Below are 14,619 nucleotides of genomic sequence, written 5' to 3'. Positions count from 1 at the left end.
CGACTCGCAGCTAATCATATGAATCTCAATCGCTTTTGTTATCTGTTACTGGCCGTAACGGCCGTCGGCAGTTTTTTTTCACCGCATCCCGTAGCCGCGTGGCTTTTGCTCGCCAACGTTCTGACGCTGGTGATATACGGCATGGACAAAATGGCGGCGCGCAAGGCCTGGCGCAGAGTGCCGGAAGCCACCCTGCTGGTGTTTGGGGTGGTCGGGGGCTGGCCCGGCGCGATTCTGGGCCAACAGCTGTTCCGCCACAAAACGCAAAAGCAGCCGTTTAAAACCCGGTTCGTCTTCAGTGTTATCGTCAGTATCGCTATGATGGTCGGGATTTATATGCTGTTACCCATGGAGGACGTATGGCTAAAACGTTAGTGCAGTTACACTTTGATTTTCAGGGCCCGTTTGGTGACGAAATGTCGCGTCAGCTGGTGGGCCTGGCGGAGTCAATTAACCATGAGCCGGGCTTTATCTGGAAAGTCTGGACGGAAAACGAAGCCGGGCAGGAAGCGGGCGGGATTTACCTGTTCCAGGATGAAGATACCGCGCTCGCGTATGTCAAAAAGCACACGGCCCGCCTTAAGCAGCTGGGCGTAGACGAGGTAGTGTATAAGGTATTTGGCGTTAACGAACCGCTGACGACGCTTAACCACGGCACGCTGAGTTAATCGATTCCCCCATCACCGCCCGTACCGATGGGGTGGGCAGTGATGGCAGAGCGAATGCTACTTCTTCTTATTCATCATCGACTTCAGGTCGGCAAACGGGTTAAACGTGGCTACGCCCACATCTTTCTGCGCGTCTTCCCCTGCAACAACCGTGGTGCCGTACTGGTCCGCTTCGGTGTACTTTGAGTGCTCGTGGTCGTGGCAAAACAGGCACAACAGCTCCCAGTTACTGCCATCTTCCGGATTGTTGGTGTGATCGTGGTCGATATGGTGGACCGTGAGCTCACGAAGGTTGGAATAGACAAACTCCCGAGAGCAGCGGCCGCATACCCATGGGTAGATTTTCAGAGCTTTTTCACGGTAGCCGCTTTCCAGCCGCGCGTAGTTTTTAGGGATCAGAGCCATTGTCGATATTACCTGTCATAAAAATATCGTTCCAATATATCGCATAAGGGAATAGAGGGGGTAACCCGTCTCGACGTCAGAGCGTAAATGTCCCTTCCAGCGTAATCGTACACTGCCCGCCGACGCGAACTACCGCCTCTCCTGACGTTGCATCGTAGTGCGATAACAGGACGCTTGCTCGACCCATATCAACGCCCTGGCTGACCTTCAGCGAGAGGGATGGTTTATCCCGATGTAATGCCAGCAGCGCCGTGGCTGCCGCGGTCGCACTGCCTGTTGCTGGATCCTCCGTCATACGGGGAGTAAACATGCGCGCCTGCAGATCGCAGGAGGCATCTTCACCCGTATCGGTGGTATACGCATAGACGGATACCGCGCCATCAAGCGGCAGAGTCGCGCGAAAGCCCTGTAAATTCGGCACGCATCGACGAAGCGCGTCGCGGGAACCCAGCTCCACGATCAGGAAGGGCAGGCCCACCGAGGCGACGACGGGCATGTGTACTTCCGTGCGGATATCGTCTGCGCTCAGCGACAGGCAGGCGGCAACGTTTGCCGGGCTCACTTCAGAGCGGCGGGAGAGAGCCTCTGGCACCGTCAATTCCGCCCCCGTCACCGTGCCGTTCGCTTGTAAAAGACGCACCGGTACCAGACCCGCGATCTCCTCAAAATGCAGCGCGTCGGGCAACGCTTGCCCGTTCATTATGGCGTTCTGCGCCAGCACGTAAGCAGTGCCGACGTTAGGATGTCCCGCAAAAGGGATTTCACGCGAGGGGGTGAAAATCCGCACGCGCGCCGTATTGGCGGCATTTTCAGGCGGCAGCACGAACGTCGTTTCGCTGTAGCCAAATTCAACGGCAACCCGCTGCATCTGTTCTGTGCTCATACCTTCAGCATCGATGACAACGGCGACCGGGTTACCGAGGAACGGGGTATCCGTAAAAACATCTGCAACGACGTAGCGTCTTTTCATTCTCTGTCCTGATAAAGGCGGGGAGAACAGTAATACCGCTAAATCAGGCAGATAACCAGCGTTGGGCCTCATCTTTCATCTTCGCTTCCAGCTCGCTGCCGCGCGTGGCAAATACGCGGCCCAGGGGAAACCCGCTTTGCTCCAGCAGATAGGCCAGCGCAGCGTACTCGCGCGGATATTTTGCCACGATACTCTGGTCTACCTCGACGGGCCCGGTCGGGAAAGTGAATGTACCCATGTCATAAATGCTCTGGCGATGGAACAGCCTCCAGACGCCGTCTCGTTTTTCTGCCAGATCATAAAAACGGTTGTGGCATTCGCAGCCGATATTCAGCTTAACGTTCTCCGCGATGATGATGGCGTTGGTCTCAAGGATCGCCTTAGTGCCACTGGCATCGAAGGTCACCACCGGTGAGGCGATAACGTGCTTGGTACGTAAATCAGAGGCCCCCATACGCATTGAGCCTTCGACAAACTCGCTCGCCAGCCCCTCAAACCAGGTGATTTCAATCGTGCCATCGGGGTGGAAGAGTTCGCGAAGCTGCTGCCACTCGCTCAGATCGCGGTGGATCCAGCCCGTCATCAGATCGGCGAGTTGTTGTCTGTCATTTTGTTGGCTATGCATTTTGCTTTCTCCGGTTGTGTGATGGGATGCAGTTTGGCGCGAAAAAAAGCTAAAATGAAATATATAGATATTACTGATCAATCATTTTTAGTTATTGATGAGGTTGGAGATGGAACTACGCCACCTGCGTTACTTTCTGGCCGTGGCCGAAGAGGGCCATTTTGGGCGTGCGGCTGAAAAGCTGAATATCGTGCAGCCGGCGCTGAGTATGCAGATCAAATCGCTGGAGGCGGAGCTGGGCGGGGCGCTTTTTGTGCGTACCAGCCGTCGGGTCGAACTGACGGAGGCCGGATTGCTTTTTCAGACGGAAGCGCGGCGAACGCTGGAGCAGGCGGATCATGCCAGGCTAACCGTTGAGCGCGCCATCCGCGGTGAAACGGGGCGCGTGCGGGTAGGTTTTGCCGGAAATGCCATTTTTAGCGGTAGGCTGATAGCCGACCTCAGGCGTTTTCATTATGCCTTCCCTGATGCGGAGCTGATGATTCAGGAGGTAGGACCGCAGGAGCAGGTTGCGGCGATCCTTGCCGGGCATCTGGACATCGGCTATACCCCGGCAAACAGCAACCTGGACTCCCCGGAGATGGCCGTCAGGCGCATCGGCGACTGGGACATGCTCGTCGCCATGGCGGACGATCACCCCTTCACTGAGCAGGGCGCGTTGACGATCGAGATGCTTGCCGGGCAACCGCTTATTCTTTACGACGCGCACGACGCCCATGAACACCTGTTTATCCTGCTCACCCAAAGGCTGGGGGAACGGTGCCACGTTGCGTACCGTTCAGGCAGCACGCTGAGCATTCTCGCCATGGCGGCCACGGGATTGGGGCTGGCGCTGATCCCGGCGCCGTTGCGGCAGGTACAGATCCCTGGCCTGGTTTACCGTCCGTTGAACGCGCCTGATTTGAGCGCCAATCTTGTGCTTATCAGCCGGGCGCAGGAGACGAATGCAGCGGTGAAAGCGTATCTTTCGCGGGTAACGTAAACCTGTAGTCAATCAATTTATTTGAAGAATTCAGTGAAATAAAGGGCATTTATTCTCATCCGGTAATGCGTACAGTGGAATAAACCCGAAGTAGACCAGGATACCGCATTATGAAAAAGATCGGATTTTTGTCATTTGGCCACTGGACGCCGTCACCCCAGTCAGGAACCCGTTCGGCCGCTGACACTCTGCTGCAGTCCATCGATCTGGCTGTCGCCGCCGAAGAGCTGGGCGCGGACGGCGCCTATTTCCGCGTGCACCATTTCGCCCGTCAGCTCAGTTCGCCGTTCCCGCTGCTGGCAGCGATAGGGGCGAAAACCAGCCGTATTGAGATCGGCACCGGCGTGATCGACATGCGCTATGAAAACCCAATGTATATGGTGGAAGATGCCGGTGCGGCGGATTTGATCTCCGGCGGGCGCTTGCAGCTGGGCATCAGCCGCGGTTCGCCCGAGCAGGTGATTGATGGCTGGCGCCACTTTGGTTATGTCCCGCAGGAAGGGGAAAATGAAGCGGATATGGCGCGCCGCCACACCGAGGTGCTGCTGGAGGTGCTGCGCGGAGAAGGCTTTGCGAAGCCTAACCCTCAGCCGATGTTCCCGAATCCGCCGGGGCTGCTACGCGTTGAGCCGCACTCGGAAGGCTTGCGCGAGCGCATCTGGTGGGGGGCGGGTTCAAATGCAACAGCGATGTGGGCCGCAAAGCTTGGCATGAACCTGCAAAGCTCAACGCTGAAAGATGATGAAACCGGCGAGCCGTTCCATATCCAGCAGGCGAAACAGATCCGCGCCTATCGTCAGGCGTGGGCAGAAGCCGGGCATACCCGCCAGCCGCGCGTCTCCGTCAGCCGCAGCATTTTCGCCCTGATGGACGATCGCGACCGGATGTATTTTGGTGCAAGCAGGAACGACAGCGACAGCGTCGGTTTTCTGGATGAGAAAACCCGGGCTATTTTCGGGCGCAGCTATGCGGCAGAGCCGGAAAAACTGATCGAACAGCTGAAGCAGGACGAGGCTATCGCCGAGGCGGATACGCTATTGCTGACCGTGCCGAACCAGCTTGGCGTGGACTATAACGCGCATGTTATCGAGTCTATCCTGAAGCATGTCGCACCGGAAATGGGCTGGCGATGAATAACCTGGCCCTCTGGTATCGCCGTTTCGGCGAGCCAGAATCCGTTTTGCACGCTGAATCCTCAGCGCCGGCCCTGCGCCAGCCTGGGGATCTGCGCGTGCGCATGTTTTATTCCCCCGTGAATGCATCCGATCTCATCCCCGTCACGGGGGCGTATCGCCACCGGACGCCGCTACCCGCCGTCGCGGGATATGAAGGCGTGGGCGTCGTGACGCAAGCCCCTGACTCCTTCTCGCAGATGCTGGGCACGCGCGTGCTGCCGTTACGCGGGCAGGGCACCTGGCAGCAGGTTGTCGACTGCCCGGCGGAGTACGCGATCCCGGTGCCGGAAGATATTGATTCGCTTCTGGCCGCGCGGGCGTATATCAATCCGCTCGCGGCGCAGATGATGCTTGACCACGCGCCACCGAACGGGAAAACGGTACTGCTGACGGCCGCAGGGTCTGACTGCGCGATCCTGCTCGGCCAGTGGGCGCGTCAGGCTGGCGCGAAAGCGGTCTATGGGATTCACCGTTCGCCTGTTCATGCTGAGAGGCTGGCCGCGCGAGGGACTATCTCGGTTGCGCAGCAGGATACCGCGGCGGTTAACGCTGCGGCAGCGCGCGCGGATATCGTGTTCGACGCCACCGGCGGCGCACTCGCGGAGACGATCCTACGCGTGATGCCGGAGCAGGGCGAGTTTGTTTGCTACGGGCTGCTCTCTGGCCAGACGTTCCGCCAGCAGCGGGCGCTGCCGCGCGTCCGGTGGTTTCACATTCGCAACTATCTGGACGCGCTCAGCGCTGAGGCGTGGCAGGCTGAGTTTGTCCGGCTCTGGCCAAGGCTGCGCGCCAGCCGGTACAGCGATGTCACCCTCTACCCTCTGACGGAATGGCAGAGGGCGCTGAGTGCGTATCGTGAAGCCGGAAGAACCGGCAAGCCCGTGCTGGCGATGGAGGACTAGCGGTGATCCATATCGCTCAGCAGCACGGCGATGCTTTGACCTCCCGCCGTTTGCTCCAGGCCAATCTTCACGATAATGGTCAGCGGAACGGAAAGCAGCATGCCTACCGGACCGAGCAGCCAGCCCCAGAAGATCAGGGAGAGGAAGACGACAAGCGTAGACAGGCCCAGCCCGCGTCCCATCATGCGCGGTTCCAGAATGTTGCCGAACACAAGGTTAATGACCAAATAGCCAGCCAGCAAAACCAGCGCATCGTACAGGCCGCTGAAAACCAGAACCTGGAGAATCGGCGGGATCGCCGCCAGCACGGAGCCGATATTGGGAATATAGTTCAGGGCAAAAGCCAGTAACCCCCAGACAAAGGCAAAGCGTACGTCCAGCGCGACCAGCATCCCCCAGACAACCAGCCCCGTTACCAGGCTGATGGCCGTTTTCAGCACCAGATAGCGCGAGACGCTGTCCAGCGCACGCTGAATCGCCCCCATGCCTTCGACCGGACGCACCATGATCTGCTGCAGCTTTGCAGGCAGCTGTGGCACTTCAAGCAGCATAAAAACGACGGTCAAGAACAGCAGAAAGATGGACGTCATCGCGTTGGAGAGCTGGCCCAGCAGGCTGGTGACGATGGTCATGGCGGCGTTCGGATCGATATACTTGAGCAACTCTTCAACAGAGACTTCAATGCCCGCGCGCTGCAGCCAGGGCTCAATTTGCAGGAGAGGGATCGCCAGAGACGAACGGTATTTTGGCAACGTACGCGCCAGTTCGTTCAGGGAAGTGCCCAGATAGGCCACCAGCAGCACCATGGCAACAATGATAATGCTGATAAGCAAGGTGATCGCCAGCACGCGAGGCACGCGCCACCGCACCATTCGCTGCACGAGCGGGTTAAGGATGACGGCGACAAAAAGCGCCAGAATAAAGGGAACGATGATATCGGCGGCAAAACGCACGCCGGTCAAAATGATCACCAACATGCCAAGCATAATGACAATCTTCAGTCCGTTCAGGGTAATGATGGGTTTGGCCATGGAAGTTCCTGAATAATCTTTTTATTTATAATAGATGGGAAACCCGTTCCGATAAACTAACCGAAATCAAACAGAGTGGGTAAAGAATTGAAAAGTCTTTGAGTAAAATCCTGGCATATGATACAAATCAGGCGTGTTCAACTACCGAGGACAATTTTCATCCGCACTGACGAGAAGCAACAACGCGGATAATTGTAATATTATGGACAATGTGTTCAGGACGTATTTTTCAAACAACACCGCTGTATTTTCCACCTCCTTCTGCCTTCTTTCCGGTGAGCAACACTGGCGCAACGCGCTGTAGTCACGTCTTCTGCCTGAGCTAGCGCTTTGCGCTTAGCTGTCTGATCTTATTTCGTATTTTTGGGTTTGCTGCACGCAGCGAGCCGCGATGGATTATATTCTCAAGCAGGAGAAGAACATGTTTTACTGGATTTTATTAGCTCTGGCTATTATCGCTGAAATTACCGGCACCTTGTCGATGAAATGGGCAAGCGTCAGTGATGGCAACACCGGTTTTATTTTGATGCTGGTGATGATTACGCTTTCCTATATTTTCCTCTCATTTGCCGTAAAAAAAATCGCCCTGGGCGTGGCCTATGCCCTGTGGGAAGGGATCGGTATTTTGTTGATTACGCTTTTCAGCGTCATGTTATTTGATGAAACCCTGTCCACAATGAAAATTGCCGGCCTGACCACGCTGGTGGCGGGTATCGTGCTGATTAAATCGGGTACACGCAAACCGACGAAACAGCAGAAGGAGCAGGCCCATGCAGCAGTTTGAATGGATCCACGCGGCCTGGCTGGCGCTGGCCATCGTGCTGGAAATTGTGGCTAACGTCTTTTTAAAATTCTCCGATGGTTTTCGCCGTAAGTTCTACGGCCTGATGTCCATCGCTGCGGTGCTGGGCGCGTTCAGCGCCCTGTCGCAGGCGGTTAAAGGCATCGATCTTTCGGTGGCCTATGCGCTGTGGGGCGGCTTCGGCATCGCCGCTACGCTGGCCGCCGGCTGGATCCTGTTCGGCCAGCGTTTAAACCACAAAGGCTGGATAGGATTAGTACTGCTTCTTGCCGGCATGATTATGATAAAACTCGCCTGACTTCAGCACGGCCAGCATTTACAGGCAGCGAAATTCGCTGCCTGTATTACGCTTAGAAAGTAGAACGCTGAAGAGGATGGCTGATGGTCTACACATTAAGCTGGCGCAATATTCCCACCGCCAAAACGCTGTTCGTCATGGTCTTTATGGCGGGGATCGGCTTGATTGTGTCCATCGTCGCGCTGCTCTATCTCTCCCTTCATCTTATCAGCACCAAAACCAATGAAATTGATGAGCATCGCTCCGCTTTGTCGGTGCAGGGTGCCATCCAGACCTCGGTCAACCGGGTCTCCTCTCTGGTGATAGATAACGCCGTCTGGGATGATGCGGTCCGCGAAGTCTATCGCCCCACGCTTGATACCGAGTGGTTGTATAACACCTGGGGAGCCGGCTTTAAAATCAATAATCTCTATGACGGCACCTTTGTGCTGGATGAGAATTTCAACGTCCTGTGGGGAGCCTTTCAAAGTAAACCCGTCCTCGAAACAAATCTCGACTTTTTTGGCAACGGCCTGAAGGCGCTGATTGAGCGTAATAAACGGGCGCTGATCGGCGACAAAAATATCTACGCCGGGATCACCAGGACGCAGTACGGCGTGGCGTTTGTGGGGATCGGGCTGATACGCCCGATGATGGGGCGGCTGCAGGTTCATGACGGCACGCGCCGTTACCTGGTGATCACCCGTCATCTGAATCCTAAAATTTTATCTGACCTGGGCACGACGTTTCAGATTGATAACCTCAACTATACCGCTGAAAAAATCAGCGCGATGGGGATGCCGCTGCGTAGCTCCGCAGGGGAGCTGCTGGGGTACCTTAACTGGCAGGCGCGCCTTCCTGGGGCCCAGGCCGCGCGTGCGGCATCGTCAGACATCACGCAAATCGTGGTGCTGGCGGCGGCGCTGATTTTACTCTTTATTCTGGTGAGCAGCGTGGGGCTGTATAAGCTCGCCAGAGGGGAAAGCCAGGCCCGGCGGGTCGCAAGAACCGACTGGCTTAGCCATCTGCCGAACCGACGCGCCTTAATTGAAGCGCTGGAGCAGGTGAGCCTGCGCGGTGACATTGACCTGAAAAGCGTTGTGTTTATCGATCTGGATGGTTTTAAGGATGTGAACGACATCTACGGCCACAGCGTCGGTGACGATTTGATTATCGTGATGGCGAAAATGCTGAGCGAGCGGGTGCCGCCCGGCGGCATGCTGGCGCGCATGGGCGGGGATGAGTTCGCAATGACCATCGGGGGCGATCGTGCCGAAGCGCTTGCCGACGCGTTTGCCGGTTCGGTGCTGGACTTCCTCAAATCACCGATTCGCCTGGGCGAGCGTACCATTCACATCAGCGCCAGCATCGGGATCGCCAGCGGAACCTTGATCGAATGTACCAGTAACGAGCTGTTTCGCCGGGCAGACATTGCCATGTATCACTCAAAAATCACCGGTAAAGGGCGGATTACGCACTATGATGCGGAGCTGAACAGCGTCCGGGAGCGGCAGCTGGCGATTGAGAATCAGATCCGTCACGGGCTGGAGCGCGATGAATTCGAAGTCTGGTATCAGCCGATAATTGACGCTCGCACCCAGAAGATGACCAGCGTTGAGGCGCTGGTACGCTGGCCACGCCGCCCCGAGGGCGAGCTTGGCCCGGATTCGTTTATCTCGATAGCCGAGACCAGCGGGCTTATCTATAAGCTCGGCCAGTTTGTCCTGCACCGGGCCTGTCAGGATCTGGAGCCGTTCGGTGATTTAAAACTTTCGGTTAACATCTCTCCGGCCCAGTTTCGCGATCCAGAATTCGAAGACAGGGTGGCTAAGGTTCTGGAGATTACCCATTTTCCGGCCAACCGGCTGCAGCTTGAGGTAACCGAGACCTATGTGCTGGAAAACCCGGAGCGAGCCCGCACGGCGATAGCCAACCTCAAAGCGCTGGGGACCGCGGTGGCGCTGGATGATTTTGGCACCGGGTATTCAAGTATCGGCTATCTGCGGCGCTTTAATTTTGACACCATCAAAATCGATAAATCGCTGGCAGGGCTGGTAGATAACGATGAACAGGCTGCTGCCCTGGTAAGTGGAACGGTACGGATCGCTAACGCGCTGGGGATGGCGGTGGTTGCCGAAGGGGTAGAAAACGAGAAACAGATGAAGCTGCTGCGGCTGGCCGGCTGCGATCAGTTACAGGGGTTCTGGTTCAGCCAGCCGATGCCTATCGAGTCAATTATTGCGTTGCGTCAGGTTCGTCAGTGCTGAACTATTGTTGCGCCAGCGCTTCCAGCCGATCGCGAAAACCGGTCACGGACAGCGCGCGATTGTCGGCGCGCCAGCGGTCTTTCGCCGCAGGCGCGGAGCTTTGAACGCCGATCAGCTGCCAGCCGCTATCGGTTTTTAACATCAGCGGCGAGCCGCTGTCGCCCGGCAGCGTATCGCACTGATGCGAGAGCACGCTGTTTTGCGCCCAGCCCGTCACAACGCAGTCCGTATGGGTGTAGAGCGAATCAAGATGATCCACCGGATAACCCGATTGCGTCACTTTTCTATCGACCGCTTTTAGCGCGGCGGTCAAGGCAGCTTTGTCGCCGTCAAATAACGGCAGCGGCGTAATGCCCGACGGCGGGTACCGTAAAACGATCAGGCCGAAGTCCCAGGAGGCGGCGGCAGGGGGAACAATCCAGCCGTCGCCGTCGGGTTTCAGGCGCTTACCGAGAGTTGGGTCGACCCGGCCTTCAATGCCGTGGATTTCGTAACGCCAGATCCCTTTTTGGGATACAAAGCGCAGGGCGACGGCTTTATCCAGTTTGCCGCCCGGAGGCGTCAAAAGACAGTGTCCGGCCGTGAGCGCCAGTTGGGGAGTAATGAGCGTTGCCGTGCATAAGTTACCGCTGGCGGTTTCCAGCTGGCCGATGGCATCCCACGGCGACTGGGTGGGATCGGTCACGCGCGTGCGGTCGTCATGGCCAAAAAAAAGCGTCTTAACATCTTTGGCGCTAATGCCGTCATCATCGCCCTCATCCGCATGTGAAAAGCCAGAAAAAAGGCTTAACGTTCCCAGTAAAAACACAACAGATTTACGCATATCACACTCTGGTGGGGGTAATTATGATTATTAAAAGTGAACCCTATGAAAATACTATAGACGGGACCGAGCGAAAGTGGGAGTAAAATCAGCGTGCTACAGTCAGGAAAGATAATAGTGGCTTGCGATGAGCGCGCATAAAATAAGCATGATAAGAATGAGCTCAAACCGATAGCGTCGCAGCATACGCCCTCCGGATAAAAAAACGGCGCTGATCCTTTTCCGGTTCAGCGCCGGTTTACCAACGTGCCCCGAAGGGCACGGTTAAGCTTGTACTTTTACGCAGCTGGCTGTGCAGCTGGTTTAGCAGCTTCGTGTTTTACTGCTTTTTTGTGATGCTTTTTAGCAGCCTGGGCTTTCTGCTCTACGGCTGGCTTGGTCGCTTTTTTGTGGTGCTTTTTAGCGGCCTGGGCTTTCTGCTCTACGGCTGGCTTGGTTGCTTTTTTGTGATGCTTTTTAGCGGCCTGCGCTTTCTGTTCTACAGCCGGTTTAGCGGCTTTGTGGTGTTTCTTGTGATGAACCGCTTTTGCTGGCGCAGCGGTCGTGGTCGCAGCTGGCGCCGCAGCAGGAGTTGCGGTAGCAGTAGTTTCAGCAGCGAACGCAGCAGAAGACAGACCCATAGCAGCGGCAACAACCAGAGCTAATACTTTTTTCATTCTCATACCCTCGAATTTGGCTTTTCATTTAACCCCACTGCGGGGCCGTTGAAAGAACTATATTCCTGTAAACACGAGGTTTCCGTGAGTGATTGGTATCGGCGTGTAACGTAATGTACAACGCCGGGGATATCCCCCGGCGCGCGTCGTTACAGATAGCGTGCGGTAAGGTGTTCGCGGAAGTAACGGATATTCAGATCTTCGCCCGTGGCCTGGGTTATCAGCTGCGACGTGCTGAAGCGGCTGCCGTGCTGCCAGATGTTCTGGCGCAGCCAGTCAAAGAGCGCGGAGAAATCACCGCCCGCGATGGCATCCTGCAGCCCCGGCAGCGCGGTTTTGGCAGCATGGAAGAGCTGCGCGGCATACATTGCGCCAAGGGTGTATGACGGGAAGTAGCCAAAGCCGCCGTCGGTCCAGTGGATGTCCTGCATACAGCCGTTGCGGTAGTTATCTTTGGTAGATAAGCCCAGCCAGGCCTGCATTTTCTCATCCCACAGCGCGGGAATATCGTCGACGTCGATTTCGCCGTTAATCAGCGCACGCTCGATTTCATAGCGCAGGACAACGTGTGCGGGATAGCTCACCTCATCGGCGTCAACGCGGATATAGCCCGGCTTCACGCGCTGGTTCCAGGCGATGAAATTCTCTTCGCTGAATGCTGCCTGGCTACCAAAGCGGGCGTGAACGGCAGGAAGCAGATGCTTCAGGAAGGCGTCACTGCGGCCCAGCTGCATTTCAAAGAACAGGCTCTGGGACTCGTGGATTGCCGTTGAGCGCGCCAGCGCCACGGGCTGACCGGCCCATGCGCGGGGCAGGTTTTGTTCGTACCGCGCGTGTCCGGTTTCATGCACCACGCCGAACAGTGCGCTGAGAAGTTCATCTTCGTCATAGCGCGTGGTGATGCGCACATCTTCCGGCACGCCGCCGCAGAACGGGTGCGCGCTAACGTCCAGGCGTCCGCCGTTAAAATCGAATCCAAGCATTTTCATGGCTTCCAGCCCCAGCTCACGCTGCGTGGCGGTCGGGAAGGGGCCTTGTGGCGGGACGAAGGACTGCTGGGCCTGTTTCTCAACAACGTTCGCCAGCAGATCCGGCAGCCAGGATTTCATGTCGCCAAACAGCACGTCGAGGCGAGCGCTGGTCATGTCCGGCTCAAAAATATCCAGCAGCGCGTCATACGGCGTACAGCCTTTGGCTTCAGCACGCAGGCGAGCCTCTTCGCGGCTAAGTTTGACCACCTCTTTCAGGTTGGCGGAAAAACCCTGCCAGTCATTGGCCGGGCGCTGGGTACGCCAGGCGTGTTCACACCTGCTGCCCGCCAGCGACTTGGCTTCCACCAGCGATTCTGGCAGCAGCGTCGCCTGCTCATAATGGCGGGTCATTTCACGCAGGTTGGCCTGCTCGACGTCATTCAGGTCTTCGCTTGCCGCGGCTGCCAGCCAGTCGCCCACTTTTTTATCGGTCAGGATCTGATGCTGCAGGACGCTCATCTCGGCCAGCGCTTCGCCGCGCGCGGCGCTTCCGCCCGGGGGCATCATCGTAAACATGTCCCAGCTGGCGATGGAGGAGAGGTGGGAGAAGCGGGAGAGGCGCTGGAAGGTGCGGGTGAGCTCCTGATAAGAGACGTTTTTCGACATAGTTATTGTTCTCGTTCGGTTGGATGTGTTCAGGGGAGTGTAACGCGATTTGTCGGGGAAGAAAGCATCTGTTAGCGAGTAGCGCCCGGCGGCGCTACGTTTGCACGAGCCAGAAATGAAGGGTGAAAGGCTCTGGTTATTTCAAACGCCGGTGCAGACTGTTCCCCACCAGCAGGGCCGCACACAGCATCAGCGCGATAAACCCGCCCACGCCGTTCCAGCCGTAGCTATGCCAGAACACGCCCCCGAGCGTCCCGGCGATGCTGGAGCCGAGGTAATAGCTAAACAGATACAGCGACGACGCCTGGCCTTTCGCACGGCGCGCGCGGGGGCCAATCCAGCTGCTGGCGACCGAGTGGGCGGCAAAAAAGCCCGCGGAGAAAAGCAGCATGCCGGCAAAGATCAGCCACAGGGAGGAGAAGAGCGTCATCAGCAGGCCGAGCAGCATCACGCCCGTAGAAACCAGCATCACCGGGCCACGGCCAAAGCGGGCGGTCATCGCCCCGGCTTTAGGCGAACTCCAGGTTCCGGTGAGATAGGCCACGGAGAGCAGTCCGACAACCGCCTGGCTGAGATGCCACGGAGAGAGCATCAGGCGATAGCCAATATAGTTAAACAGCGTGACGAACGAGCCCATCAGCAGGAAACCGGTCAGGAACAGGCGCGGGAGCCCTTTGTCACGCCAGTGCAGACGGAAGTTGATAAACAGGGTTTTCGGGCGCAGGGATGAAGGCCGGAAATGACGCGATTCAGGCAGGATTTTCCAGAACATCAGCGCGGAGGCGAGGGCGAAACAGCCGATCGCGGCCAGCGCAATACGCCAGTTGAAGAAGTCGGTAAATACGCCGCTCAGGAGACGTCCGCTCATCCCGCCAATCGAGTTCCCGCTGATGTACAACCCCATTGAGAAGGCAACAAAGCTCGGGTGGATCTCTTCGCTGAGGTAAGTCATCCCAACCGCAGCCACGCCGCTCAGGGATAGCCCAATCAGCGCGCGCATCACCAGAATGCCGTGCCAGCTGGTCATCATCGTCGAGAGCAACGTGCAGACCGACGCCAGCATCAGCGCGGTCACCATTACCTGTTTACGGCCTATGGCATCCGAGAGCGGGCCGGTGAACAGCAGGCCAATCGCCAGCATTCCGGTCGAAATGGAGAGTGAAATACTGCTGGTGGCGGGCGACACGCCAAACTCATGGGACAGCACGGGGAGGATCGGCTGAACGCAGTAGAGCAGCGCGAACGTTGCCAGGCCCGCAGAGAAGAGCGCCAGCGTGACGCGCATAAATTGAGGTGTACCACGTTTGATGAACTGAACCGGCTGTGATGCTGCGGGTAAATCATTGATATCGCTTGCCGGATCGACATCAACGGTAGTTGTACGACTCACACGTATTCC

At 57.1% G+C, this 14,619-nt stretch carries 18 protein-coding genes; 9 read left to right on the top strand and 9 right to left on the bottom strand.

Translation table 11 applies throughout. The features are described 5' to 3' along the window. Positions 1-18: 18 nt before the first annotated feature. Positions 19-375 carry a DUF1294 domain-containing protein gene (locus D5067_RS12685; RefSeq protein ID WP_119934429.1) on the top strand — a complete coding sequence of 119 codons (357 nt, stop codon included), beginning with the start codon at positions 19-21 and terminating at the stop codon, positions 373-375. After that, positions 360-668 carry a monooxygenase gene (locus D5067_RS12680; protein ID WP_119934428.1) on the top strand — a complete coding sequence of 103 codons (309 nt, stop codon included), beginning with the start codon at positions 360-362 and terminating at the stop codon, positions 666-668. Before D5067_RS12685 ends, D5067_RS12680 begins: the two co-directional genes overlap by 16 nt. Before the next feature lie 57 nt (positions 669-725). Here the strand turns inward: D5067_RS12680 and yajD are convergent, their stop codons facing one another. The 3 genes from yajD to D5067_RS12665 all read right to left on the bottom strand — a co-directional run bounded on the left by yajD (position 726) and on the right by D5067_RS12665 (position 2,668). Beyond that, positions 726-1,073: an HNH nuclease YajD gene (yajD, locus tag D5067_RS12675; protein WP_119934427.1), complete on the bottom strand. Its 348-nt coding sequence runs from the start codon at positions 1,071-1,073 to the stop codon at positions 726-728. A gap of 76 nt (positions 1,074-1,149) precedes the next feature. After that, entirely contained in the window at positions 1,150-2,043 is an 894-nt protein-coding gene (locus D5067_RS12670; protein ID WP_119934426.1) for a PhzF family phenazine biosynthesis protein, read from the bottom strand. A gap of 43 nt (positions 2,044-2,086) precedes the next feature. Beyond that, entirely contained in the window at positions 2,087-2,668 is a 582-nt protein-coding gene (locus tag D5067_RS12665; protein ID WP_119934425.1) for a nuclear transport factor 2 family protein, read from the bottom strand. A gap of 109 nt (positions 2,669-2,777) precedes the next feature. On the opposite strand from D5067_RS12665, the gene D5067_RS12660 reads away from it, so the two are divergent. The 3 genes from D5067_RS12660 (at position 2,778) to D5067_RS12650 (ending at position 5,727) form a co-directional block, all read left to right on the top strand. Further along, entirely contained in the window at positions 2,778-3,650 is an 873-nt protein-coding gene (locus D5067_RS12660) for a LysR substrate-binding domain-containing protein (protein WP_119934424.1), read from the top strand. Between the two features lie 110 nt (positions 3,651-3,760). Further along, a complete protein-coding gene (locus D5067_RS12655) occupies positions 3,761-4,783 on the top strand; it encodes an LLM class flavin-dependent oxidoreductase (RefSeq protein WP_119934423.1) in 1,023 nt (340 codons plus the stop codon). Continuing rightward, positions 4,780-5,727: a zinc-dependent alcohol dehydrogenase family protein gene (locus tag D5067_RS12650; RefSeq protein WP_119934422.1), complete on the top strand. Its 948-nt coding sequence runs from the start codon at positions 4,780-4,782 to the stop codon at positions 5,725-5,727. The genes D5067_RS12655 and D5067_RS12650 overlap by 4 nt, the downstream gene beginning before the upstream one ends. On the opposite strand, the gene D5067_RS12645 is transcribed toward D5067_RS12650, so the two are convergent. After that, a complete protein-coding gene (locus D5067_RS12645) occupies positions 5,724-6,758 on the bottom strand; it encodes an AI-2E family transporter (RefSeq protein WP_119934421.1) in 1,035 nt (344 codons plus the stop codon). The two genes, D5067_RS12650 and D5067_RS12645, sit on opposite strands and share 4 nt — an antisense overlap. A 133-nt stretch (positions 6,759-6,891) precedes the next feature. On the opposite strand from D5067_RS12645, the gene D5067_RS24215 reads away from it, so the two are divergent. The 4 genes from D5067_RS24215 (at position 6,892) to D5067_RS12630 (ending at position 10,104) form a co-directional block, all read left to right on the top strand. Beyond that, positions 6,892-7,062 (top strand): protein YdgV, encoded by a 171-nt coding sequence (locus tag D5067_RS24215; RefSeq protein WP_119934420.1) that lies wholly within the window; start codon positions 6,892-6,894, stop codon positions 7,060-7,062. Between the two features lie 117 nt (positions 7,063-7,179). After that, positions 7,180-7,542 (top strand): multidrug/spermidine efflux SMR transporter subunit MdtJ, encoded by a 363-nt coding sequence (mdtJ, locus tag D5067_RS12640; RefSeq protein ID WP_119934419.1) that lies wholly within the window; start codon positions 7,180-7,182, stop codon positions 7,540-7,542. Continuing rightward, positions 7,529-7,858 (top strand): multidrug/spermidine efflux SMR transporter subunit MdtI, encoded by a 330-nt coding sequence (mdtI, locus tag D5067_RS12635; protein ID WP_010430539.1) that lies wholly within the window; start codon positions 7,529-7,531, stop codon positions 7,856-7,858. Before mdtJ ends, mdtI begins: the two co-directional genes overlap by 14 nt. An 83-nt stretch (positions 7,859-7,941) precedes the next feature. Continuing rightward, positions 7,942-10,104, top strand: a complete 2,163-nt coding sequence (locus D5067_RS12630) for a bifunctional diguanylate cyclase/phosphodiesterase (protein ID WP_119934418.1) — start codon at positions 7,942-7,944, stop codon at positions 10,102-10,104. A 1-nt stretch (position 10,105) separates the two neighbouring features. Here D5067_RS12630 and D5067_RS12625 read toward each other — a convergent pair whose 3' ends face one another. From D5067_RS12625 to ynfM, 5 genes are all read right to left on the bottom strand, one after another. Beyond that, positions 10,106-10,927 carry a trypsin-like serine peptidase gene (locus D5067_RS12625; RefSeq protein WP_119934417.1) on the bottom strand — a complete coding sequence of 274 codons (822 nt, stop codon included), beginning with the start codon at positions 10,925-10,927 and terminating at the stop codon, positions 10,106-10,108. Between the two features lie 102 nt (positions 10,928-11,029). Next, a complete protein-coding gene (gene ydgU / locus D5067_RS24255) occupies positions 11,030-11,077 on the bottom strand; it encodes a small membrane protein YdgU (protein WP_509161688.1) in 48 nt (15 codons plus the stop codon). Between the two features lie 128 nt (positions 11,078-11,205). Then, a complete protein-coding gene (gene asr, locus D5067_RS12620; protein WP_119934416.1) occupies positions 11,206-11,583 on the bottom strand; it encodes an acid resistance repetitive basic protein Asr in 378 nt (125 codons plus the stop codon). Between the two features lie 149 nt (positions 11,584-11,732). Then, positions 11,733-13,220: a carboxypeptidase M32 gene (locus D5067_RS12615; protein ID WP_119934415.1), complete on the bottom strand. Its 1,488-nt coding sequence runs from the start codon at positions 13,218-13,220 to the stop codon at positions 11,733-11,735. Between the two features lie 136 nt (positions 13,221-13,356). Then, positions 13,357-14,610, bottom strand: coding sequence for a multidrug efflux MFS transporter YnfM/SxtP(Kp) (gene ynfM / locus D5067_RS12610; RefSeq protein WP_119934414.1), 1,254 nt, complete (start codon positions 14,608-14,610; stop codon positions 13,357-13,359). Between the last annotated feature and the right edge of the window lie 9 nt (positions 14,611-14,619).

The organism is Enterobacter huaxiensis (assembly GCF_003594935.2).
Lineage (GTDB): Bacteria > Pseudomonadota > Gammaproteobacteria > Enterobacterales > Enterobacteriaceae > Enterobacter > Enterobacter huaxiensis.
Note: the sequence above shows the minus strand (reverse complement) of the source record. Positions and strands in the feature narration are given on the sequence as shown.